Raw genomic sequence first — 23,269 nt, forward strand, 5'->3', positions numbered from 1 at the left:
CAAGGGCAGCCGGCCTACAGTCCGGGTGCGTCCAGCGGCAGCCGCATGGCGAAGCGGGTGCGGCCAGGCGCGCTGGCCGCCTCAATGGCGCCGCCCAGCACATTGACCACCAGGTTGTGCACGATGTGCAGCCCCAGCCCGCTGCTGCGCCCCATGCTGGCGGTGTTGAACGGCTCGAACAGCCGCGCCATGCCGTCCGGCGCAATGCCGGCGCCGTTGTCCTCGAATTCCAGCAGCGCCGCCGCGCCGTCGGCCGCCATGCGCACGGTGATGGCGCCGCCGTCCGGCCCGAATCCGTGCAGCAGCGCGTTGCGGGTGAGCTGGGTCAGTATCTGGCACAGCGCGCCCGGGTAGCTGTCCATGGCAAGTCCGCCCACCGCCTCCACCCGCAGCGTTGCGCCGGCCGCGCGCAGCGACGGCGCCAGCGTCTTGGCCATGCCGTCCACCAGACTGGCCAGCTCGAAGCTGCGGCGCTGCGAACTGGTCTGGTCCACCGCGACCTGCTTGAAGCACTCGATCAGGTCGGCCGCCTTGTGCAGGTTGCGCAGCAGCAGTGCCGTGGCCTGGGCCGTGTCTGCGCCATAGCGCTCCAGCGCCGAACGGCGCACGCCGGCGCCTTCGGCCAGCGCGCCGAAAAAGGCGCGGCTGCGGTCCTCCAGCGCGCTGGCGGCCAGCACGCCGTTGCCGATCGGGGTATTCAGTTCGTGCGCCACGCCCGCCACCAGAGCACCCAGCGCCGCCAGCCGCTCCGAGCGCACGATCTCGGCGTGCGCCGAGCCCAGCTCATCCAGCGTACGCGTGAGCTGCGCATTGCTGGCGGCCAGCGCCTGCTGCGCGCGCGACAGCTGGATGTGGACGTGCATGCGCGCCAGCACCTCCTCGGACTGGTAAGGCTTGGCGATGAAGTCGACCGCGCCGGCGCGGAAGCCGCGCACCTTGTCATCGGTATCGTACTGCGCCGACAGGAAAATCACCGGAATCTCCTTCAGGCCGGGATCGGCCTTCAGCTGCCGGCACACTTCAAAGCCGTCGATGCCGGGCATGCGGATGTCGAGCAGGATCAGTTCCGGCGGACGGGCTTGCGCGCTCCACAGCGCCAGCTCGCCGTCCGGCGCCTGGCGCACCAGGTAGCCCGCGTTGCCCAGCAATTCGCTGAGCAGCTTGAGCGAGGCCGGCGTATCTTCCACCACCAGGATTTCGCCGCTTGAGTTCTGGTCTGCGCGCTGCATCATGCCGCCCCCTGCCCTGCATCGTGCGCCGCCGGCGCCAGCAGCGCGCATAGCTGCGGATACTGGTGCAGCGCCAGCATGCGCCCGACCGCGGCCGCCGTGCCTGCGCAGGCCGGCGGCAACGCTTGCAGCAGCCGCGCCGCGCGGGCCAGGTTCAGCTGCTGCACCGCTTCCCGCAACGCATCGGCGGCGCCCGCCGGCAGCGCGGCCAGCGCCGCCGCCGTCAGCGCCGCGCCACCGTTCTCGTCACCCCCGGCGCCGTCCAATGCGCTCGCCGCGCCGGCGGCGCCGTCCCGCGCGCCGGCCAGCGCCAGTCCGGCCGATACCCCGGCCGGCACCGCGAAGCGGAACACCGCGCCCTCGCCCAGCGCCGAATGCACGGTCAGCTCGCCGCCCATCAACTGCACGAACTCGCGCGAAATGGCCAGCCCCAGGCCGGTGCCTTCGGCCACGCCGTCCTGGCCGGCCTGCACGAAAGGTTCGAAAATGCGTTCGTGGTCGGCCGCCGCGATGCCTGGACCGCTGTCGCTGACGGCGAATTCGAGCTGCCAGCACCCGCTCCCGGCCGGGCCCGCGCCGTCCGTCCAGCTGGCCCGCGCCTGCAGCACGATGCCCCCGGCACGGGTGAACTTGACCGCGTTCGACATCAGGTTCAGCAGCACCTGGCGCAGCTTGGTGCCGTCCAGCTGCGCGCGCAGCGGCAGCTGGCGGCTGTCCAGGCGCAGCGTCACGCCCGGCGCCGCGCGCATGCTCACCATGTCCGTCACTTCCTGCAGCATCTCGGTCAGCAGCACCGGCTCGTTTTGCAGCGCGATGCGGCCGGCCTCGATCTTGGACAGCTCCAGGATATCGTTAATCAGCGTCAGCAAGTGCTGGCCGGAGCGGTGGATGATGCCCAGGTTGCGCTTGTCCCCGGCCTGCATGCCGGGCGCATCGGCCATCAGGCGCGAAAAGCCGATCACCGCGTTCAGGGGAGTGCGCAGCTCGTGGCTCATATTGGCCAGGAACACGCTCTTGGCCTGGCTGGCCGCCTGCGCCTGCGCCACCGCCACCGACAGCGCGCGCGTGCGGTCGGCCACCAGCTCTTCCAGGTGGTGGCGGTGCTGGCGCAGTTCCTGCTGCGCCGCCTTGTGCGCGCTGATGTCGTAGTTGACGCCTACCATGCGTAGCGGCCGCCCGGCGCCGTCGCGGAACAGCATCGAGTCGGCCTGGATATGGCGCACCGAGCCGTCCGGCCAGACGATGCGGAAAGCCTGGTCGAACTGGCCGCCGCCGTCCAGCGTGCGCTGCAGCGCAGCCTCGGCCTGCGCCTTGTCCTCCGGATGCAGCGCTTCGCGCCACAGTTGCAGCGGCTCGGCCACGGGCGCGCGCTGCACGCCGAACAGGCGGTACATTTGCTCGTCCCACTCCACCACCCCGCTGCCGATATCCCAGTCCCAGATGCCGATGGCGGCCGCCCGGGTGGCGATCTGCAGGCGCTGCTCGCTGGCGTGCATGGCGCGATAGCGGCTCTCGAGCAGCGCGATCATTTCGCGCAGCGAGGCCTGCAGGCTCTTCAGTTCGCCGAACAGCCAGGCGCGCGGGGCCGGCGCGGCGGGGTTCAGCCCGGCCTTGACGTCGGCCGCGTAGCGCCCGATGGCTTGCACCGGCTTGAGCATCATGTGCCACAGCACCAGGTACAGGCCGGCCACCAGCGCCACGTCCAGCACCAGTATCATGCCGGCGATGGCGTAGCTGCGGCTGCGCAGTTCGGCCAGCAGCCTGGCCGGCGAGGCGTACAGCGTGATGCTGCCGATATCCTGGTTCGCCGCCCGCATGGCGCGCCGCTCCTGCAGCAATTCGGCGCCGGCCGGGGCCTTGTCCACGCCGTGCAGCCGGCCGTCGGCGCCGCGCACCAGGATGTAGGGACGCACGCCGGCCGGCGCCACCATGCTGGCGTGCAGCCCCCGGTTGCTCAGCCCGCTTTTCATGATGGTAACGATTTGCGCTTCGTCGTAGTTCCACACCGGCAGCGCTGCCGCCGCCGCCAGTTCATCCGCGCTGGCGGCCAGGTCGGCCCGCAGCTGCGCCCAGCGCTGCGCTTTTTCGCTCTGGTAGAAATAGGCGGCGAAGGCGGCCAGCACCAGCGTCACCACTGCCGTCACCGCCACGCTGACCAGCAGCGCGATCGAGATCTCGCCCTTGGCGCGCAAACCGGCGACGCGGTGCGCGGGCGAGTGCATCAGAATTCTTCCCAGTCGCCGTCGGTTGCCGCCGGCACCGCCTTCAAGTGGCGCGGAGCGGCAGTTGCCTGGGCCGGGGACCGCGCCGCCGGCTTGGCGCCCCCCTTCCCCGGCTGGGCCAGGGCGGCGCGCGCCGGCTGCAGCGCTGGCCGAACGGCCGGGCGCCCGCCTTGCGCGGGGCGCGCTGCCGCCGCCGGCGCGCTGCGGGCCGCCGTGCGCAGCGCGCCGGCATCCAGCTTGAATACGCTCACCGCCTGCTCCAGCGTCCGCGCCTGGTCCTGCAAGGATTCGGCGGCCGCCGCAGCCTGCTCCACCAGCGCCGCGTTCTGCTGGGTGACAGTGTCCATCTCGGCCACCGCCTGGTTGATCTGTTCGATACCCGAGCTCTGCTCCACGCTGGCCGACAGGATGGACGACATCATGCCCGTCACGCGCTCCACGCTGGTGACCACTTCCTGCATGGTGGCGCCGGCCTGGTCCACCAGCTTGCTGCCCGCGCCGACGTGGGCCACCGAGTCGCCGATCAGTTCCTTGATTTCCTTGGCCGCCGCCGCCGAGCGCTGCGCCAGGTTGCGCACTTCCGAGGCCACCACGGCAAAGCCGCGTCCCTGCTCGCCGGCGCGCGCCGCTTCCACCGCCGCGTTCAGCGCCAGGATATTGGTCTGGAAAGCGATGCCGTCGATGGTGCCGATGATGTCGGCGATCTTGTTGGAGGACTGGTTGATCGCCCCCATGGTGGCCACCACCTGCGCCACCACTGCGCCGCCGCGCTGCGCCACCGCCGCCGCTTCGTGGGCCAGGGTGTCGGCCGCGCGCGCGCTTTCGGTGTTGTGCTGCACCGTGGAGGTCAGCTCTTCCATCGAGCTGGCGGTCTCCTCCAGGCTGGACGCCTGCGTTTCGGTGCGCGAGGACAGGTCGGCATTGCCGCTGGCGATCTCGCCGGAGGCCACGGTGATGGTTTCCGTGCCCTGCCGCACCTGCGCCACGATCGTCGCCAGGCTGTCGTTCATGCGCTTTAGCGCGGCCGTCAGCTGGCCCATCTCATCGTTCGAACTGACCTCGATGCGTTGCGTCAGGTCGCCCGCCGCCACCGCCTCGGCCACGCCGATGGCGCCGCGCAACGGGACCAGGATGGCGCGCAGCAGCCAGTAGCCCATCACCGCACCCACCGCCACGCCCAGCACGATGGAGGCGATGGATATGGCGCGGAAAGTGCTATAGCGCGCCTGCGAATCCGCATATTCCTGCTTGCCCACCGCCAGTTGCAGCGCCACCAGCGCTTCGAGCGCATGGTCGGCCGCCGCCATGGCCGGGTCCAGCTTCTTGTGCTGCAATTCCGCCGCCCGCTCGCGCTCGCCCGCCGCCAGCGCCGCCGCCATCGGCTGCATGGCCTGCTCGCGCATGGCGGCGTGGCTGGCCGCGAAGGCCTTGGCCAGCACCGCCTCGTCCGGTGTCAGGTAGGTGGCCATGTAGGCCGCCCACACCTTGTCGATCTCGCCGCCGCGCTGTTGCGCCTGGGCCAGCAGCGTGCTGTGGCCGCCGTCCTGCGCGTCCACCGCGTTGCCCAGCGCGATCTGCTGGTACAGCAGGCCGGTGCCGATCTGGTTCAGCATGCCCATCGCCACCAGGCGGTCGTCGTACACCGTCTGCAGCGACGCGTTGGTGCGGCTCAGGCTGTTCAGGCCGGCAAAGCCGATGGCCGCCAGCAGCACGGTCAGAAATGCGATGGCGGCGATAAGCCGGGCTTTGATCGTGAGGTTTTTCATGATGGTATCCCTGGTCGTCTTATGGTTATGGCTGGTGAGCGGCGGCCTGCTGCAGGGCGGCCAGCAGATCCTGCGAAGCGAAGGGCTTGCGCAGGTAGGCCAGGCAGCCCAGCCGCTGCGCCGCCGCCTCCATGCCGCCGTCGATCTGGCTGGTGACGAACACGATGGGCGGCGCGTTGCCGGCGCCGACCAGCATTTGCTGCAACTCGATGCCGGACAGGCCGCCCAGGTCGATGTCGAGGATCAGGCAGGCAATGTGGCTATGGTCGCCGCGCTGCAGATACTGCTCGGCCGACGCATAAAGCTGGGCCATATAGCCGGCCGCGCGCAGCAGCCGGCCCAGTGCCTTGAGCATGCCGGCGTCGTTTTCCACGACGGCAACGACGAGTTTTCCTGTTTCCATGACGCCATCCCTAAGGTGCAAGCACCGATAGTTATGACTGTAGGGAGATTTCACACGGCTGTAACGTGTCCTTTGGTACAGGTAGCGCGCGGACGCGCCGGCAAGGCGCTAGGCGGCAACCAGCCCCAGGCGGTTGGCCATCTGTACCAGCTCGGCCAGCGAACCGGCGCCCAGCTTTTCCATCAGGCTGTGGCGGTGCGCTTTCACGGTGCGCTCGGTGTTGCCCAGTTCGAAGGCGATCTGCTTGTTCAGCATGCCCTGCACCACCAGCACGAACACCTCGCGCTCGCGCGCGGTCAGCGTGGCGGCGCGCTTGCGCAGTTCGCTGAGCTGGCTGTTGTGCTGCGCCGCCGCCTCGTAGCGCAGCATGGCGCGGCCTATGGCGTCCAGCAACGCGTCCTTGCCGATGGGCTTGGACAGGAAATCCTCGGCGCCGGCCTTGATGGCGCGCACGCTCATGGCGATGTCGCCATTTCCCGTGAGAAATACAATGGGCAGGATGCTGTTGCGCGCACGCAAATGATCCTGCAGTTGCAGGCCGGTCAAGCCGGGCATGTCCACGTCCAGCAGGATGCAGCCGGCCTCGTCGCCGGTTTCCGCCTGCACGAAGGCGTCGCCCGATTCGTAGGCGCTGACCCGGTAGCCGCAGGCGCCCAGCAGGCGCGACAGCGCGGTGCGCAGCGGCTCGTCATCGTCGATGATGTGGATCTTCACGCCGCCGCCCCCGCCCTGGCCGCCAGCGGCAAGGCAAAGCCCACCGTGGCGCCGCCGCCGGGATTGTTGTCGGCCCAGATCCGGCCGCCGTGCGCCTGCACGATGGCCGCCGCGATCGACAGGCCCAGCCCCATGCCGTGCGCCTTGGTGGTGAAGAAGGACTCGAACAGGCGTTCCCGGTTGCCGCCGAAGCCGCAGCCATGGTCGCTCACCTGGACCTCGGCCATGGCGGCGTCGCGGCGGCGCGCGCACAGCGTGATCCGGCGCGGCTTGGCCGGCGCCGCGGCGGCGCCGCCCTGCGGCGGCTCGCCCATGGCGTCCATGCCGTTCAGGACCAGGTTGATCAGGATTTGCTGCAATTGCACCGGATCGGCCGACACCATCAGCGGCAGCGGGGCCGGCTCGGTGTGCAGCTGCACGCGCCGCATGCGCGCCTCGCTGCCCAGCAAGGCCGCCACCTGCGCCATGGCCTCGTTCAGGTCCAGCCGCTGCGCCACCGGATCGGACTTCTTCAGCATTTCGCGCATGCGCTGTATCAGCTCGCTGGCGCGGCGGTCGTCGCGCCGGATGTCGCCCAGGATTTCCTCCACGTCGGCCAGCGCCGGCGGATCCATCTTCAGGAACAGCTCGGCCGCCTCGGCATTGCTCATGATGGCCGCCAGCGGCTGGTTCAGCTCGTGCACCAGCGCCGCGCAATACACCGAGGCGCTGGCGTTGCGGTTCATGTGGGCGATTTCGGCCAAACGCTGGCGCGACTCGCGCTGCAGCTGGTCGTTGTGCGCCGCCAACTGCTGCTGCAGGCGGCGGATCTTGAGGTGCGCCATGACGCGCGCATTCACTTCCTCGAACTGGAAGGGCTTGGAGATGAAATCCACGCCGCCCACCTGGAAGCCGCGCAGCTTGTCGTCAGTGTCGCTGTGGGCCGACAGGAAGATCACCGGCACCTCGTCCAGGCCGGGCATCTTCTTCAGGCGGCTGCACACTTCGTAGCCGTCTATGCCCGGCATGCGGATGTCAAGCAGCACCAGTTCGGGCGCCTGGGCCTGCGCGCTCCACAGCGCCAGTTCGCCGTTGGGTGCCTCGCGCACGCGGTAACCGGCGTCGGTCAGCAGCTTGGACAACAGTTGCAGCGAAGCCGGCGTGTCCTCGACCACCAGGATATCGCCGCGCACCGGGTCCGGCTGCGCGTCGGCCCGCACCTGCTGTGCCTCGTCCCTGGCTTGCTCCCGCCGCCCTGCTGCTTCCATTCCCGCTCCTGTCTACGACGTCGCCCGCACGCGCGGTGCCCAGACGATATCGGCCACGACGGTATATTGCAAGCGTGTGTGGCCGCCGCGCTACAGTGTGGCCATGATCAGCGAAGCATGCGCCGACACCCCGGCCAGCACCCCGGCGGCGCTGGCCAGCGTGCCGTTGTGGCGCGCGGCGGCCGCGTCGCCCGCCGCGAACACGCCTGGCACGCTGGTCTGCTGTCCGGCATCGACCTGGATATGCGGGCCGGTCGGGCCCTGCTCGAAGGCGCAGCCCAGCTGTTCCGCGAGCGGCGACGCCATGCTGGTGACCGGCGCGGTAAACACCGCGCTCAGCGGCAGCACGCGGCCATCGGCCAGGCGCACCGCCTCCAGCTGCGGCGCACTGCCCAGCAGGGCCACCACCGGCACCCGCTCCACGCGCGTGCCGCGCGATTGCAATTGCGCAGCCTCCTCGGCGCTGGGTTCGTGCAAGCCTTGCGTAAAGTAAGTGGTATCGCCCCAGTCGGGCAGCAGCAAGCCCTGGTGCACCGATTGCGGGAACGCCGCCAGCACCCCCAGCGCGCCGCCGCTCACCTCGAAACCGTGGCAATACGGGCAATGCAGCACCGTCCGCCCCCAGCGTTCTGCCAGGCCGTCGATCGCGGGCAGCGTATCCTTGACGCCGGTGGCCAGCACCAGGCGCGCCGCGCGCTGCGCTGCGGCCGCCCCAGGCGGCAGCCCGTGCGCCTTGGCCGCGTCCCCGCCAGCGTCCGCCGGATGGGCCGGCGTCCATTGGACCACGAAACCGTCGGCATCCCTGTCGGCGCACTGCGCCGTCCCCGCCGCATAGGAAAACGTCGGATAAGCCCGCAACTGGCGCAGCGCCTGCGCGCGGATGTCCGCCGGCGCCATGCCATCCAGGGCCAGGAAGCCGTGCACCGCCGGCGACCAGCGGTTGCGCGGCTGGCCGCCATCGATCAGCAGCACCCTGCGCCGCGCCCGCGCCAGCTGCATCGCCGCCGACAAGCCCGCAAAGCTGCCACCCACCACAATTGCATCGTACTGATTCATGCCGCCCTCCAGTTTACGTATCATTGAAAGTTACATGATAGCAGCAATGCCGGCTAACGTAACTTTTCTTGTTACGCAAACTGGAAAACGCTAAGATGGGTGCATGAGACAAGACAGCCGCCTATCCCGCATGCTCCACGTGCTGATCCACATGGAGCGCCGCGGCGAACCCGCCACTTCGGAAGACATCGCCCAGATGCTGGGCACCAATCCCGTGGTCGTGCGCCGCACCATGGCGGGGCTGCGCAATGAAGGCTATGTCAGGTCGGGAAAAGGCCACGGCGGCGGCTGGGCGCTGGCGCGCCCGCTGAAGGCCATCACGCTGCTGGACGTGCACCGCGCGCTCGGCAACCCGTCCGTGTTCGCCATGGGCGTGGAGCAGGAAAATCCCAGCTGCCTGGTGGAACAGGCGGTCAACGCCGCGCTGGCGGACGCCATGCGGCAAGCGGAACAGATCTTGCTGGACCGATTGGGCAGCGTCACGCTGGCCGACCTGGCCACCGACGTCGACCGCCGCTTCTGCGGCTAGGCCGGGCCGGCGCGGGACATGCGCCGCGCGTCAGCCCAGCTGGCCCAGTTCCGCCTCGGTGAAGCCGGCCAGGCGGCGCGCCGCCAGGTTGAACGGGCCTTTCAGCACCGGCGCCCGGTAGCGCAGTGCCAGTTCGTCATATGTGGCGCGCGGCTCCAGCCCGCGCAGCTCGCACATATAGCGATACCAGCGGTTGCCGATCTCCACATGGCCGATCTCGTCGTGCAGGATGATGTCCAGAATGGCGGCCGCCGCCATGTCGCCGGCCTGCGCAATCTTGGCGCGCAGCGGCGGAATCGCGTCCAGCCCGCGCGCCTCCAGCGTGCGCGGCACCAGCGCCATGCGCGCCGTGATGTCTTCGCGGGTGCGCTCCACCATCTCCCACAGGCTGTCATGGGCCGTGAAATCGCCGTACTGGTAGCCCAGCGTTTGCAGGTGCGCCGACAGCATGGAGAAGTGGTAAGCCTCCTCTTTCGCCACGCGCAGCCAGTCGGTGTAGTACGCGGCCGGCATGCCGGGGAAGCGCCACAGCGCGTCCAGCGCCAGGTTGACCGCGTTGAATTCGATGTGCGACAGCGCGTGCACCAGCATTGCCCTGCCCTCCAGCGTGGCCATCGAGCGGCGCCCCACCAGGCGCGGCGGCACCAATTCGGGCCGCGCCGGACGGCCCGGGATGGCGCCGTCGGGCTGCGGGCCGGCGGCCGGATCCAGCGTCAACGCGCCGCCGGCCCAGGCTTGCGCCATGGCGGCGACAGCCTGGGCCTTGGCGGCGGGATCGTTTTCAAGCAAGCATTGCAGCGCCAGCGCGCGCAGCTCCTGCAATTGTGATGGGTACGGCATGAGGCAAACCTGCGGCGAAGAAAAGGACGCAGTGTACCAAACCGCCGCGCCCGCAGGGTGTCAGGCGGCAGCAGCGGCGCCGGCCGGCGCCATGCGCAGCTGCAGCTTGTCCCACAGCCGGTCGTGATAAGGCAAGGCGATCACGTTCAGTATGGGTTCCAGCACCGCCGCCAGGCCGCCCATGGCCATCGAACCGGTAGCCCACCACAGCATCAGGAAGGCCACGGTCGCGTGCATCAGGGTCTGGCTGATCTTCTCGCCGGCCAGGGCGGCATAGCGGGCGCGGGCCGCCACGGCGCGGGAGCGCAGCTGATGCCATGCGCGTTCATGGAACGGCAGCAGCAGCACATTGACCACCGGTTCCAGCACTGCGGCCAGTCCGCCGAAGACGACCGAGCCGGTCATCACATACATCAGGCTGAACGCAATACCCGTATGGGCGGCTACCTGGCTGACTTTTTTCGCGGCGGTGAGCATGAAAACCTCTTATTGACTGAGCGTGTCAGCAAATAATAACGATTCTCATTTAACTTTGAAAGACAATTGTTTTTACCGCATCGATAGATTTTTCCTAAGACGCCTGGGCAATCTCGCGCACCACCCTGCAAGGATTGCCCACCGCCAAACTATTGGCCGGAATCGACTTGCTCACCACGCTGCCGGCGCCGATGGTGCAGTTGTCGCCGATGGTGACCCCGTGCAGGATGGTGACGTTGGCGCCTATCCACACATGGTTGCCGATGGTGATGGGCAGCGCCTCGAACACGCCGGCCGCGCGCGCCACCGGGTCCACCGGGTGGCTGGCGGCCGAGATCACGGTGTTCGGGCCGATCAGCACGTGGCTGCCCAGGGTCACCGGCGCGCAATCCAGGATCACCAGGTTATGGTTGGCGAAGCAATGCTCGCCCACGCTGATGTTGTAGCCATAGTCGCAGAAGAATGGCGCCTCGAAATGCGCATTGTTCGGCTTGCGCAGCAATTGCTCGAGGATCGCGGCGCGCTTGGCCACGTCGTCCTCGCGGTTGAAGGCGGCGCACAGCAGCTTGGCTGCGCGGCGTTCCACGCTGCCCGGCGATTCGCCGGGGCGGTAAGGTTTGTCCTGCTGGTCCTGCATGTCTACTCCTAAATGTGTTCCGCCATGCCGCCTTCGCGGCCCTCTTGCAGCGCATTGCACGCCATCGCCGTGCTGAGGAAAATGGGGCCGCTCAACTGCTGCAGCAGATCGCTCTGGCGCAGGCGGTCCAGCACCGGCCCCTTGACCTCCGCCAGGTGCAGCGCCACGCCGCGCCGGCGCATGCCCGCATTCCATTCCGACAGCGCAAACAATGCCGTGGTGTCGATCGAACTGACGGCCGTCATCGCCAGCACCAGGTGGCGCGCCGACGGATGCGCCCGCAGTTCGTCCTCGATACGCTCGCCCACCGCTTCCACGTTGCCGAAGAACAGATTGGCGTCGATGCGCAGCACCAGCACCTCGGCCTGCGTTTCAGCCCGGTAGCGTTCGATATTGCGGTAGTGCTCGCTGCCCGGAATACGGCCCAGCACCGCGATGTGCGGCCGGCTGGCGCGCCAGATCAGCGTGCCCATCGACAATAACACGCCGACCACCACGCCCGCTTCCACGCCCAGCGCCAGCACGCCGGCGGCAGTGGCGCCCCAGGCGGCGGCGTCGCCCCTGTCATAGCGCCAGGCCATGCGCAGCGTGTCGAATTCCAGCAAGCCCAGCACGGCCACGATGATGGTGGCGGCCAGCGTCGGCAAAGGCAGCAGCGCCAGCCAGCCGGTGGGTGCCAGCAAGGCCAGCGTCAGCAGGCCCGACGTGATGATGCTGGCCAGCGGCGTGTTGGCGCCGGCCGAAAAATTGACTGCCGAGCGCGACATGCCGCCGGTGACCGGGAAGCCGCCGGACACCATGCTGGCCACGTTGGCCGCGCCCAGGCCGAACAGCTCCTGGTTGGCCACCAGCTTCTCGTTGCGCTTGAGCGCCAGCGACTGCGCGGCGGACATACTCAGCAGGAAGATGATAAAGCCGATCAGCAGGCCCGGCTGCAGCAGCGCGCGCCAATGGCTGGACGAGGTAGCCAGGTTCAGCTGCGGCAGGCCGGACGGCACCGCGCCCGTGGTCTGGACGCCCAGCGCCTGCAGGCCCAGCTGCGGCACGGCGGCCGTGGCAGCCAGCACCACCAGCATCGGCACCAGGCGCGCGCCCAGCTCCGCATGCGCGGCCGGCAGGCCGCACCGCCGCAGCAGGCCCGCCGCATAGCGCTTGCCCAGCACCAGCAGCAGCAATGACACGCCGCCCAGCACGGCGCTGGGCGCGTGGAAGGCGGGCAAAGTCGCGCCCAGCAGCGGCTTGACCTGGCCAGCGGCGATGATGACGACGGAACCGACCGTAAAGCCGCTCATGACCGGACGCGAGAAGAAATTAGCCAGGAAGCCCATGCGCAGCGCGCCGCACAACAGCAGCACCACGCCGGCCACCAGCGCCAGCTGCGCCGCCAGCACGCCATACAGCGCCGAGCCCGCCGGCGCCAGCGGCCCGATCACGGCCGCCGTCATCAGCGCCACGATGGCCATCGGGCCGACCGACTGCGTCATGCTGCTGCCGAACAGGGCGTAGAGCACCGGAGGCAGGATGCTGGCGTAAATCCCCGCCACCGGCGGCAAGCCGGCCACCAGCGCATACGCCATGCCCTGCGGGATCATCATCATCGCCACCACGATGCCGGCGCTGATGTCGCCCGGCAACATGGCACGCCGGTATTGCCTCAACCAATGCAGCATGCTCTAGCCTGTTCCGCCTTGAAAATAAGCGAAGCCTACCATACGGGCAACGCATATGGATATACGGAAAACGGATATGGCGCCTGCGCCTGGCGGCCGGGCTATGCCGGCCAGCTTGTACCGCCGCCACGGCCGGTTTCGCTCCGCCGCACGCCGGTTTCGTCGCAAACCGGTGGCCCGGCCGCGCGCCGCGCCGCATAGTGAGCCCACTTGCCTTATTCCACCCGACACCAACGGAGTCCACATGCTGCAGCAAATCCTGTCCCACACCCCGGCCTACGTCTGGGCCATCCTCGCCTTCCTGGTCTATCGCGGCGTAGCGGCCAGCCAGGACCGCGTGGTCCACTACCGCAGCGTGTTCATCATTCCGGGGGGGATGCTGGTGCTGGGACTGAACAGCGTGGCGACCGGCTTTGGTCTCTGGACGCCGGCCGGGGCCGCCTGGCTGGCGGCAACATTGGCGGGCGCGGCGCTGGCCCGGACCCGGGCGGGCGGCGATGGCGCAAAGGCCGTGGACCACGCGGCCGGCACCGTGACGCAGCGCGGCAGCTGGATGCCGCTGGCGCTGATGATGGCGGTGTTCTGCTGTAAGTACGCAGTCGGCGCCGCATTGGCAGTGCAGCCCGCATTGCGCGGCGACATGCGTTTTGCGGTGCCCGCCTGCATGGCGTTCGGGCTGTTCAACGGCATCCTCCTGGGCCGCTTGCTGCGCACCGCCGCCGCCTGGCAGGCGCTGCGCCCGGCCGCCGCCAGCCCCGCCTGAGGCCGCTCCTCCGGCCCGCCAGCGCGGCGCGCCGCCGGGCGCAGCGGCCTGCGGCGGTCAGGCGGACCGCGCCTGCCGTCCCCGCTCCAGCGCCGCCACCACCGCCGCCAGCACTTCCTCCGACTGGGCCGGGTCGGCCATCACGCGGGACAGCACCAGGCCGCCCACCATGCTGGCATAGTCGGCGATCGCTTGCTGCCGTTTCGCAGCGCCATCCGCGCCCGGCTCCAGCTCGGCCAGCAGTTTCAGCTGGGCCTGCACGCCGTCGGACATCGCCTTGCGCACTTCCGGCCCGGCCCGCGCCGCATCCGTGCCCAGCGTGCTGACCGCGCAGCCCTTGCCCGGCGCGTCGCGGTGCGCAACCGACAGATAGGATGCGGCAATCGCCGCCACCGGCTGTTCCGGCGCCCGGTCGGCCAGCTTGCGCCACGTCGTCACCGACTTTTCCAGCGCCTTGGCGGCCGCTTCGGCCAGCAACAGCTCCTTGGAGCCGAAATGGCCATAGAAGCCGCCATGGGTCAGGCCGGCGCCCTTCATCAGGTCGGCCACGCCGATGCCGTCAAAACCTTTTTCGCGGAACAGCCTGGCCGCTGTCTCCACGATGCGTTCGCGGTTCAACGCCGCCTGCTCCCTGCTCACCTTCATGTTGCTCTCCTTCCGCAAAGTTCTGCCTGACATTATACATTATGAACGTAATATATGAAGTATTGATGACGATCGTCATTCAACCGACGGCCAGCGTGCGCGAACTGGGCATCGATCCGGCGGTGGTGCAGATCGACGGAAGCGGCATGGCTATCGGCCACCCGCTGGGCGCCACCGGCGCGCGCATCACCGGCAAAGCCGCTGCGCGCAGGCCACCCAATGCGTCGGCGGCGGCCAAGGCGTCGCCACCGCCCTCGAAGCCCCCTAATGCAAGCAATCTCAGCAGCATCCCCCCACTTCGGGGTCAGACCCCGCAGCAGGCAGCATGCGGCTCAGTCCGTGTGTAGGAAATACGGCAAACGCGAAGGAGTTGACACCAGAACGCGTAGGAAACGCCTTCGCCTACCGCGCGCACGCCCCTGTCAACAAAGCGAACTGAGCCGCATTTTCCACACCCCGGGGTCTGACCCCGAAGTGGGGGGGATGCGGCTGAGGCTGGTTGGGCTTAGGAGGCCATGGCGAGTTCGACGCAGTTGCGGCCGGCGCGCTTGGCGCGGTGCAGGGCGGCGTCCAGGCGTTCGAGCAGGGTGGCGGCGCCCTCTTCGGGACCGGCCTGCGCCACGCCCAGGCTGATGGTCACCGCTTCGCAACCCGGCAGCTCGGTGCCGGCTATCGTTTCGCGCAGCTTTTCGGCCAGCTTGAGCGCGTCGATGGCGGCGGTGTGGGTGGCGATGATGAGAAATTCTTCGCCCCGCATGCGCACCAGCATGTCCGACGTGCGCAGCCGGCCCAGCACGGTCTGCGCCACCGCCCGCAACGCCTGGTCGCCGCACGGATAGCCGTAGATGTCGTTGACCGAACGGAAATTGTCGATGTCGAAGGCGATCACGCCCAGCGGCATGCCGTAGCGCCGCGCGCGGCGCATCTCATTGGCCAGCTCGCCCTCGCCGTGGCGCCGGTTGTACGCGCCGGTCAGCGCGTCCACCGTGGTGATCTGGGTCAGCTTGCCGGCCAGCGCGTCGTTTTGATGCTTGAGCTCGCTCATCGCCAGGCCGAAGCTGATGAACTGGGCCAGGCTGCCCAAGCCGGAAAACTGTTCGCGCGAAAACCCGATGTGGCGGTCGAACATCAGGCTGACCGCACCCTGCACCGGCCCGCCGGCCTCGCTGCGCAGCGGCAGCGCCAGCACCATGCGCGCGCCCTTGTCGTGCAGCGTCATCGCCAGTTCGGGATCGCCGGCCTTTTCCGGCGCGTCCAGCAGCACCATCTCGCCGCTGCCCACCGCCATCAGCGGCGGGAAACTGTGGGACAGCTCCGCCTGCAACAGCCGCTCGCTGCGCTGCAGCAGCCGGACCATGTCCAGATGGTTGCGCGATTCCTGCGCGGCCAGCACCAGGTTGCCGCGCTCCCGCATATGGAACAGCGCCGCGTGCCGCACGCCGGGGAAGCTGCACAGCGCGTTGCAGATGCGCGCCGCCATCACGTCCAGCTCGTCCATGCCGACCAGCGCCCGTTGCACGCTGCGCTGGATGGCCAGCAGGTCGCGCAGCTCCTTCTCCTTGTCCAGCAGTGCCTGCTGCGCGCTGGCCGCCGCATCCAGCGGCGCGGTCAGCGCCTGGCTCACGGATTGCTGCAAGTCTTCGCTGAGGAGCGGGCTGATACGGTAGGTCAGCGGCCCGGCCGCCATCAGCTCCGGCAGCCACGACGTGTTCCCGTAGGGGCACAGCACCAGCACCGGCGCGCCGTGCCGGGCACGGATCAGTACGCTGGCCGCAGCCAGGTCGCCGTTGTCGGCGAAGCCGTCCAGGTCAAGCACCAGCAGGTCCACCGGCTGACGCGCCAGCATGGCGGTGGCGCCGTCGAACGTTTCCGTGAGCAACAGGCGGTTGAACAGCTCGCCGCAGCTGGCCTGGAACTCGCCCCGCCGTTCACTGGCCAGATTGAGAAAAAGCCCTACCCGCCGGGCATGGCTGTCGATGTCTGCGGTCATGAGATATCCCCAAGTATTCTTATAGATTCTTCTACAGTTTGCCATAAAGTTCACAATTAGCAACGTAGGTGGGCTAAAAATACAGCTTTATGTGTGAAACCGCACGGTCAGCGCAGCACGCCGTCTGAATACTGGCTGCTTGGAGAGGAAGGAGAGCGTCATGCCAAATTCGGAAAACAGGTCGGCGGAATCCGCCGGCAGCATGCAGCGTGCTGTCCAGCAAGAGCAGGACCGGCGCGACCAGATCCAGGGCCAGCACAAGGAAAGCCAGGACGCGGTGCAAACCAGCCGCCACGACCAGCCCAGCCCGCCGCTGCCCCAGCAGCACCTGGAGAAACCGGGCAGCGAAGCGGACATGGAACTGAAACCGCGCTTCCTGGCGCCGGACTATTGCGGCAGCGGCAAGCTGAGCGGCATGGCGGCCATCATCACCGGCGGCGATTCGGGCATCGGCCGCGCGGTGGCGGTGCTGTACGCGCGCGAGGGCGCCGACGTGGCCATCGTCTACCTGAACGAACACGACGATGCGGCCGAAACCAAGCGTTACGTGGAGGCCGAGGGCCAGAGCTGCCTGCTGCTGCCGGGCGACGTGTGCGACCCGGAATTTTGCCGCCGCGCCGTGGAGCAGACGGTGGCCGAATTCGGCCATCTCGACATCCTGGTCAACAACGCGGCCTTCCAGGAGCATGCCGGTTCGCTGACGGAACTGAGCGAGGAGCGCTTCGATCTGACCATGAAGACCAATATCTACGGCTACTTCCACATGGCCAAGTCGGCGGTGCCGCACTTGCAGCGCGGCGCCGCCATCATCAACACCGGTTCGGTGACCGGGCTGCAGGGCTCGGCGCACCTGCTGGACTATTCCACCACCAAGGGCGCCATCCACGCCTTCACGATGTCGCTGGCGTCCAACCTGCTGGACAAGGGCATCCGCGTGAACGCCGTGGCGCCGGGGCCGGTCTGGACCCCGCTCAACCCGGCCGACCAGCCGCCCGACAAGATCGCCCAGTTCGGCGCCACGTCCGACATGAAGCGCCCTGCCCAGCCCGAGGAGCTGTCGCCGGCATATGTGTTCCTGGCCGCACCCAGCTGCTCCAGCTACATCACGGGCATCGTGCTGCCGATCACCGGCAGCGTGGGCGGATAGGGAGGAATGGCGCCATGGCTCGCTCATTGTGGAAAGGCGCCATCAGCTTCGGCCTGGTGCACATCCCGGTCGAGATGCACACGGCCGTGCAGTCGCACGACCTGGACCTGACCATGCTGGACAAGCGCGACTTCTCGCCCATCGGCTTCAAGCGCTACAACAAGGGGACGGGCAAGGAAGTCACCTGGGACAACATCATCAAGGGCTACGAGTACAAGGACGGCGAGTACGTGGTGCTGTCGGACGAGGACCTGCGCCAGGCCAACGTGGAGGCGACGCAAACCATCGACATCCTGGCCTTTGTGGACGCCGCCGACGTGCCGCTGACCTATTTTGAAACGCCCTATTACCTGGCGCCGGGACGCGGCGGCGACAAGGTCTACGCGCTGCTGCGCGAAACCTTGCGCAAAGCCGGCCGCATTGCCATCGCCACGGTGGTGATACGGGTGCGCCAGCACCTGTGCGCGCTGGTGTGCGTGGACGACGCGATCATCCTCAACACCTTGCGCTTCGCCGAGGAAATCCGCAGCAAGGCGGAACTGAAGCTGCCGCCCCGGACGGTCAAGTCGGCCGGCATCACGGACAAGGAGCTGCAGATGGCCTTGTCGCTGGTGGAAGGCATGACGGAGGAATGGGATCCCGAACAGTACCACGACACGTACAAGAACGACGTGCTGGCACTGGTGGAGAAAAAGGTCAAGGCCAGGCAGACCAAGTCGATCACCGTGCCGGCCCCGGAGAAGAAGCAGGCCGCCAGCAGCAACGTGGTGGACCTGGTGGCGCTGCTCAAGCAGAGCCTGGGCGGCAAGGGCAAAGGCAAGGCCGCCCCGGCCGAAGAGCCGGAGCAGGCGGCAGTGTCGGAACAATCGGACGAGGACGTGGACAGCGCCCCGCGCGCGCGCAAGCCGGCCGCAGCCAAGGCCGGCGCCAGCAAGGCGCGGCCGGCGAGGAGCGCCGGCACGGCAGCCAAAACCGCAGCCAAGACTGCCGCCAAGACTGCGGCAAAGGCCAAGCCCCGCAGCGCCGCCGCCTCGCGCCGCAAGGCCGCCTGAACAGCCACAGCGCCGCGGCCGCCCGCGCTATTCCGGCAAGGCGGCCTGCGACACGCAGCCCCAGCCGTCATTGCGGCCGCCGAACAGCTTGGCGGCCCTGGCCAGTTCATCCTCGTAACCGGTGATGCTCTCGTGGGTGGGCACCATGAAGGGATGAGCTTGCACTTGCCATGGCAAGTCGGCATTGCCTTCGTACGGCGCAAACGAGACCTTCTGCCCGTCGCGCAGAAGCTGGGTGGCAAACTTCAGCGCCCCCTCTTCAGAGGGGAAGATGACGGAGAAATCCATCTCCCTGGGAATTTCCAGGTCGTCCCCGTCCTGGTCCATGCCCCACAGCACGCCACCGTTTTCATCGTCTGGAAATTGGGAATAGTCGCGTAACATACTTACCTCCGCTGGATGCATTGCGGGTCCATGACAGTGCGCTGCTACTCTGCCACAAAACCCAGTTCCTTCATGGCCGCGCCTATGCTCCTGGCGGCGCTGTCGTAACCCTCCCATGGCAGGTTGCCTTCGTCAAGCCGGGTGTGTACCGTGCTCACGCTCCAGTGGTCGCCCCCCTTCAGATGGGACAGCTCTTCCCAGCGCACCGGCACCGAAATGCCGAGCCCGGGCCGGGTGCGCGCGGACCAGGCGCAGACCGTGGTCGCGCCCCGTCCGTTGCGCAGGTAGTCGATGAATATCTTGCCCACCCGGTTCTTTGGCCCGCTCTTGAGCGCGAACCGGTCCGGCAATGTGGCGGCCATGTGCTCGACAATGGCTTTGGAGAAGGACTTCACCGTGTCCCAGTCGTAGCCGGGCTTGACCGGGACCACCACGTGCAGACCCTTGCCGCCGCTGGTCTTCAGGAAGGCTGGCAGGCCCAGCTGGTCGAGGAAGGCGCGCATCAGTTCCGCCGCCTCCTGGATGGCCGGCCAGTCCACGCCCTTGCCGGGGTCGAGGTCGAACACCATGCGGTTGGGCTTTTCGTAGGTGCGGGCCACGGCGTTCTGCGTGTGGATCTCCACCACATTCCACTGCGCGGCAGACAGCAGGCCATCCACGCTCTTGACCGCCAGCATGGGCGGATGGTCGGGGTCCAGGTCCTGGTCGAGGTGCATCAGGCCGGGCATCCTGGTGACGTCGGCATGCTTCTGGAAGAACAGTTCCCCGCCCACGCCGGCCGGCGCGCGCACCAGCGACACCGGGCGCCCCTTGAGATGTTCCATCATCAGCCCGCCCACCAGGGCGTAGTAGCGCACCAGCGCGATCTTGGTGGTGCCGCTTTCGGCATCGATGACGCGCTCCGGGTTGGTGACCTTGAGCGTCTCGGGCAGCGTGCCGTGCAGCGCCGCCGGGGCGGCAGCGGCACCTGGCTCGGGCTGGCCGCCGCCCTGCGCAGGCGCCTTGCCACCGGCCTTGCCGCCGGCTTGGGCCCCGGCGCCGCTGCGGGCGCTCTTGCGCGCGGGCTTGTCAGGCTCAGCGTAGGCCAGGTCTTCCACGTGCGCCGGCTGTTCGCGCGTGATCATCTTCGGCGCCTTGTCGTTGCGCAGGCCCTGGAACACGGCGTGCCGCACCGAGCCGCTGCGCGTCCACTCGCCGAAGCTGACTTCCGCCACCAGGGTGGGCTTGACCCAGTGCGCTTTCTTGGCGATGGCCCGGGTGGGCGCGAACGGGCTCTCGCCGGCCGCCAGCTTGTCCAGGCTGGCCTTCAGTGTTGTCAGGCTGGCCTGGTTAAAGCCGCTGCCCACGTTGCCCGCGTAATGCAGCTTGCCGCCCTTGCCGCCCTTGTCGTAAGTACCCAGCAGCAGCGAGCCGATGCCGGTGCGCGAGCCTTGCGGGTCGGTATAGCCGCCGATGACGAACTCCTGCCGCTGCCCGCATTTGAGCTTGATCCAGTCGCCCGAGCGGCGCGAGGTGTAGCCCGAATCGCGGCGCTTGCCGATGATGCCCTCCAGTCCCATCTTGCAGGCCGCCGCCACCATCTCTTCCGGCAGCGCGTCCAGCTGCGCGCTCAGGCGCACCATGGCCGCCTCGTGCTTGGCCATGACGGCGGCCAGCAGCTCGCGCCGCTGCACCAGCGGCACGCTGCGCAAGTCATAGCCGTCCAGGTAAGGCGCATCGAAAACAAAGTAAACGATATTGCTGGTCTTCTCGTTGTCAAACGATTGCTGCAGCAGCCCGAAGTCCGGCCGGCCGTTCTCGTCGTGCACCACGATTTCACCGTCGTACCAGCCGCGCGGCAGCTTCATTTTCAGCAGCGCGGCGTGCAGTGGCTTGAGCTTGTGGGTCCAGTCGTTGCCGTTGCGCGTAAACAGCTTGATGTCCTTGCCATCCACCCGCGCCAGGATGCGGTAACCGTCGAACTTGATCTCGAACAGCCAGTCTTCCGGATTGCCCGGGGCCTTGTCCACCAGCGTGGCCAGTTCGGGGGCCAGCGTGGCGGGGAGTTCGGCTTTTTCAGCAGCCACGCCGGCGCCGGCGTCCGAGGCGGCTGCGGCGGGCCGCTTGGCGGCGGGGCTGGACGCGGCGGCGCTGCGCTTCTGCGCCTTCGGCATGCCCAGCTTTTTCACGCTGTCAGGCATCTCGTCGACCACGCTGAACTCGGCGGCCGGCCGCGCATACTCGTCCTTCTCCTTGATGAGCAGCCAGGGTTCCTGCTTTTCGCCGCGCCCTTTCATTCGCACCAGCGCCCAGCGCCCGTGCAGCTTGTGTCCGCGCAGCTCGAACTTCAGGCTGCCTGCCTTGTAGCCCTTGCGCGGATCGTCCAGCGGATGCCAGGTGCCCTTGTCCCAGATGATGACCTTGCCGGCGCCGTACTGCTTTTCCGGGATGGTGCCCTCGAAGGCATTGTAGGAAATCGGATGGTCTTCCACGTGCACGGCCATGCGCTTGTCATGCGTGTCGTAGCTGGGGCCTTTCGGCACCGCCCAGCTTTTCATGGCGCCGTCCAGCTCCAGCCGGAAGTCGTAGTGCAGGCGCGAGGCCCAGTGCTTCTGGATGACGAACGACAGGTGCTCGCCACCCTCCTCGCCGCCATCGGCCGGTTCGGGCGTCACGGCGAAGTTGCGCTTGGCCTTGTAGGTTTTCAGTGCGTCGCTCATAGCGCAAACTCTACGCCCGCAGCCATTGCGCTACGGTTAGCCAGCTAACTTAGCCAGCCAACTTAGCCAGCCAACTTGGGGCGGCCAGCGGCGCCGTCAGCATGGATTGCAGGAATTTCATTGTTGCGTCTCCCGGACGCTTATGGTGGTCAACCATGCTATGCCCGGGCCGCAACGGCATCCAGCGGATGGTCGGCAGCGCATCGACACCGTTTCAAAGACGCAACAGTCCGGCATGCTGCTGAGAATTGCGGTCGCCGCGGCGGTAGCTGCGGAAGGTCAGCGCCCCATCCGCGCCGCGCGCACAGCAAGTGCAGCCGCCCACGTGCTCGAATCCGCCCAGCCCCGCGCGTTCAAGCTCGTGCTGCGCCAGGGCCCGCAAATCCAGGTGGCGCTCGCTCGGCAGGATGGTGGCCGACGGCAGCGCCGCGTAGCGGCGCAGGAAGTCTTGCGCCAGTTCCTCGCTCACTTCATAGCACGCTGCGCAGATGGTGGGGCCGATGGCGGCCACCCAGTCGGACGGCCGTTCGCCGCGTTCGCGCAGCGCATGCCAGAACTGGCCGATGATGCCGGCGTACAGGCCGCGCCAGCCGGCGTGCAGCGCCGCCACCATGGCGCCGTCGCGCCGCGCCATCAGCAGCGGCACGCAATCGGCGGTGATCACGCTCACCGGAATGCCGCTGGCGGAGGTGTAGAACGCATCGGCCTCGCCCGCAGCCTGCTGCATCGCGGTGATGCGCACCGATCGCGTGCCGTGCACCTGGCGCTTGGCCGGGCGCAGCTCCCACGCCGCTTGCAGCGGCTCCGGCACCAGCGCGGAAGCGGTGCCAAAACCGTGTTGAATACCCGGCACTGCCGCCAGCAAAGCACTCGTTATCAAACTGCCCTCTTTATCAAATCAGCCAGCCAGCATGATAAACCAATGGCCGCGGGGCCGCAGTTGATCGGAGCGTGAAATGCGCCTATAGTCTGGAGCCATCCCTCCCTCAAAAGGACGAGCCATGACCAGGACATGCTCGCGGCCATCGCTACGGCCGACACGGCTCCCCCTGCTGGCTGTTTTGCTGTCCGCGCTGCTGCCGGCCGCCGCGCTTGCCGCGCCGCCGCTGACTTTCGTCATGCAGGTTTTCCCGCCATTTAACGACGTCAAGGGCGGCCAGCCTGTCGGCGTCTTCCCCGAAGTCTTGCGGGAAGTCTGCGCGGCCATGCAGACCGAGTGCAAGCTCGAGGTCTATCCCTGGCGGCGCGCTTACGCGCTGGCCCAGAGCGGCATGGCCGACGGCATCCTGTTGCTGCTCAAGACGCCGCAGCGCGAACAGATTTTCCACATGGGCGCCCCGGTTATCCAGTCGTCCTACGTCCTGTACGCCCAGCAGCAAAATCCCATGCGCTACACCGGCCCGGCCGACCTGGCCGGCTACACCATAGGGGCGTACGGACCGTCCGGCACCTCCTACGCCGCCACCGACCTGATCCAGGCCATACCGGATGCGCGCCTGGAGGTGGAGATGGACAATCCCACCGCGCTGCGCAAACTGCGGCTGGGCCGCTACGGCGCCAAGGGCGCGGTGTTCATCAACCTGGACCTGGCGTTGCACCTGATGAAGCAGGAAGGCGACGCGGGCCTGAAGCAGGTCGGTGAAGTGCAGAAGGTTGAATACTACATCGGCCTGTCGCGCAAGAAAATGTCGGTGCGGCAGGCCGAACTGTTTCATGCCACGCTGCGCCAGCTGCAGCGTGACGGCACGGTGGCCGCCATCGCCCGCAAACACGGCCTGAAAGCCGCAGCGCCGCGCTAA

The 23,269-nt window shown here is 68.1% G+C and carries 21 protein-coding genes and 1 pseudogene; 6 read left to right on the plus strand and 16 right to left on the minus strand.

Annotated elements, in window-relative coordinates; all coding sequences use genetic code 11:
• Window positions 1-14: 14 nt before the first annotated feature.
• The 7 genes from AC6H42_RS13810 to AC6H42_RS13840 all read right to left on the minus strand — a co-directional run bounded on the left by AC6H42_RS13810 (window position 15) and on the right by AC6H42_RS13840 (window position 8,637).
• Complete coding sequence (locus AC6H42_RS13810; protein ID WP_497548287.1) at window positions 15-1,232, minus strand: sensor histidine kinase; 1,218 nt, start codon at window positions 1,230-1,232, stop codon at window positions 15-17.
• On the minus strand, window positions 1,229-3,451 hold the full coding sequence (locus AC6H42_RS13815; protein ID WP_497548288.1) for a PAS domain-containing sensor histidine kinase: 2,223 nt from the start codon (window positions 3,449-3,451) through the stop codon (window positions 1,229-1,231). Before AC6H42_RS13815 ends, AC6H42_RS13810 begins: the two co-directional genes overlap by 4 nt.
• Window positions 3,451-5,217: a methyl-accepting chemotaxis protein gene (locus tag AC6H42_RS13820; protein WP_082552004.1), complete on the minus strand. Its 1,767-nt coding sequence runs from the start codon at window positions 5,215-5,217 to the stop codon at window positions 3,451-3,453. The genes AC6H42_RS13815 and AC6H42_RS13820 overlap by 1 nt, the downstream gene beginning before the upstream one ends.
• A gap of 25 nt (window positions 5,218-5,242) precedes the next feature.
• Complete coding sequence (locus AC6H42_RS13825; protein ID WP_057156903.1) at window positions 5,243-5,620, minus strand: response regulator transcription factor; 378 nt, start codon at window positions 5,618-5,620, stop codon at window positions 5,243-5,245.
• A gap of 108 nt (window positions 5,621-5,728) precedes the next feature.
• On the minus strand, window positions 5,729-6,334 hold the full coding sequence (locus AC6H42_RS13830) for a response regulator transcription factor (protein ID WP_057156902.1): 606 nt from the start codon (window positions 6,332-6,334) through the stop codon (window positions 5,729-5,731).
• On the minus strand, window positions 6,331-7,581 hold the full coding sequence (locus tag AC6H42_RS13835; protein WP_497548289.1) for a sensor histidine kinase: 1,251 nt from the start codon (window positions 7,579-7,581) through the stop codon (window positions 6,331-6,333). Before AC6H42_RS13835 ends, AC6H42_RS13830 begins: the two co-directional genes overlap by 4 nt.
• Window positions 7,582-7,671: 90 nt before the next feature.
• Window positions 7,672-8,637, minus strand: a complete 966-nt coding sequence (locus AC6H42_RS13840; protein WP_497548290.1) for an NAD(P)/FAD-dependent oxidoreductase — start codon at window positions 8,635-8,637, stop codon at window positions 7,672-7,674.
• Window positions 8,638-8,740: 103 nt separating this feature from the next.
• On the opposite strand from AC6H42_RS13840, the pseudogene AC6H42_RS13845 reads away from it, so the two are divergent.
• A pseudogene (locus AC6H42_RS13845) lies at window positions 8,741-9,194 on the plus strand (Rrf2 family transcriptional regulator); the annotation flags it as partial.
• A gap of 2 nt (window positions 9,195-9,196) precedes the next feature.
• Here AC6H42_RS13845 and AC6H42_RS13850 read toward each other — a convergent pair.
• From AC6H42_RS13850 to AC6H42_RS13865, 4 genes are all read right to left on the minus strand, one after another.
• Window positions 9,197-10,006, minus strand: a complete 810-nt coding sequence (locus AC6H42_RS13850; protein ID WP_057156898.1) for a ferritin-like domain-containing protein — start codon at window positions 10,004-10,006, stop codon at window positions 9,197-9,199.
• Between the two features lie 60 nt (window positions 10,007-10,066).
• Window positions 10,067-10,483 carry a DUF2061 domain-containing protein gene (locus tag AC6H42_RS13855; protein WP_057156897.1) on the minus strand — a complete coding sequence of 139 codons (417 nt, stop codon included), beginning with the start codon at window positions 10,481-10,483 and terminating at the stop codon, window positions 10,067-10,069.
• Between the two features lie 94 nt (window positions 10,484-10,577).
• Entirely contained in the window at window positions 10,578-11,120 is a 543-nt protein-coding gene (locus AC6H42_RS13860; protein ID WP_057156896.1) for a sugar O-acetyltransferase, read from the minus strand.
• A gap of 8 nt (window positions 11,121-11,128) precedes the next feature.
• Complete coding sequence (locus tag AC6H42_RS13865; protein WP_497548291.1) at window positions 11,129-12,790, minus strand: SulP family inorganic anion transporter; 1,662 nt, start codon at window positions 12,788-12,790, stop codon at window positions 11,129-11,131.
• Between the two features lie 103 nt (window positions 12,791-12,893).
• Between AC6H42_RS13865 and AC6H42_RS13870 the strand changes: the two genes are divergently transcribed.
• On the plus strand, window positions 12,894-13,553 hold the full coding sequence (locus tag AC6H42_RS13870) for a DUF6622 family protein (protein ID WP_497548303.1): 660 nt from the start codon (window positions 12,894-12,896) through the stop codon (window positions 13,551-13,553).
• 57 nt (window positions 13,554-13,610) lie between these two features.
• On the opposite strand, the gene AC6H42_RS13875 is transcribed toward AC6H42_RS13870, so the two are convergent.
• Entirely contained in the window at window positions 13,611-14,198 is a 588-nt protein-coding gene (locus tag AC6H42_RS13875) for a TetR/AcrR family transcriptional regulator (RefSeq protein ID WP_057156893.1), read from the minus strand.
• A 65-nt stretch (window positions 14,199-14,263) separates the two neighbouring features.
• Between AC6H42_RS13875 and AC6H42_RS13880 the strand changes: the two genes are divergently transcribed.
• On the plus strand, window positions 14,264-14,545 hold the full coding sequence (locus AC6H42_RS13880) for a hypothetical protein (RefSeq protein WP_497548292.1): 282 nt from the start codon (window positions 14,264-14,266) through the stop codon (window positions 14,543-14,545).
• Window positions 14,546-14,703: 158 nt separating this feature from the next.
• On the opposite strand, the gene AC6H42_RS13885 is transcribed toward AC6H42_RS13880, so the two are convergent.
• Window positions 14,704-16,188, minus strand: coding sequence for a GGDEF domain-containing protein (locus tag AC6H42_RS13885; RefSeq protein ID WP_497548293.1), 1,485 nt, complete (start codon window positions 16,186-16,188; stop codon window positions 14,704-14,706).
• A 160-nt stretch (window positions 16,189-16,348) separates the two neighbouring features.
• Here AC6H42_RS13885 and AC6H42_RS13890 point away from each other — a divergent pair, with 160 nt between their 5' ends.
• Complete coding sequence (locus AC6H42_RS13890; protein ID WP_497548294.1) at window positions 16,349-17,335, plus strand: SDR family oxidoreductase; 987 nt, start codon at window positions 16,349-16,351, stop codon at window positions 17,333-17,335.
• A 14-nt stretch (window positions 17,336-17,349) separates the two neighbouring features.
• Window positions 17,350-18,387, plus strand: a complete 1,038-nt coding sequence (gene ku / locus AC6H42_RS13895) for a non-homologous end joining protein Ku (RefSeq protein ID WP_057156890.1) — start codon at window positions 17,350-17,352, stop codon at window positions 18,385-18,387.
• Between the two features lie 27 nt (window positions 18,388-18,414).
• Here the strand turns inward: ku and AC6H42_RS13900 are convergent, their stop codons facing one another.
• From AC6H42_RS13900 to AC6H42_RS13910, 3 genes are all read right to left on the minus strand, one after another.
• Complete coding sequence (locus AC6H42_RS13900; protein ID WP_057156889.1) at window positions 18,415-18,771, minus strand: ribonuclease E inhibitor RraB; 357 nt, start codon at window positions 18,769-18,771, stop codon at window positions 18,415-18,417.
• A 44-nt stretch (window positions 18,772-18,815) separates the two neighbouring features.
• Complete coding sequence (gene ligD, locus AC6H42_RS13905; RefSeq protein WP_497548295.1) at window positions 18,816-21,470, minus strand: DNA ligase D; 2,655 nt, start codon at window positions 21,468-21,470, stop codon at window positions 18,816-18,818.
• 214 nt (window positions 21,471-21,684) lie between these two features.
• Complete coding sequence (locus tag AC6H42_RS13910) at window positions 21,685-22,323, minus strand: purine nucleoside phosphorylase YfiH/LACC1 family protein (RefSeq protein ID WP_497548296.1); 639 nt, start codon at window positions 22,321-22,323, stop codon at window positions 21,685-21,687.
• 148 nt (window positions 22,324-22,471) lie between these two features.
• Between AC6H42_RS13910 and AC6H42_RS13915 the strand changes: the two genes are divergently transcribed.
• Window positions 22,472-23,269 carry a substrate-binding periplasmic protein gene (locus tag AC6H42_RS13915; protein WP_082552003.1) on the plus strand — a complete coding sequence of 266 codons (798 nt, stop codon included), beginning with the start codon at window positions 22,472-22,474 and terminating at the stop codon, window positions 23,267-23,269.

Source organism: Massilia sp. NBRC 108631 (genome assembly GCF_059704565.1).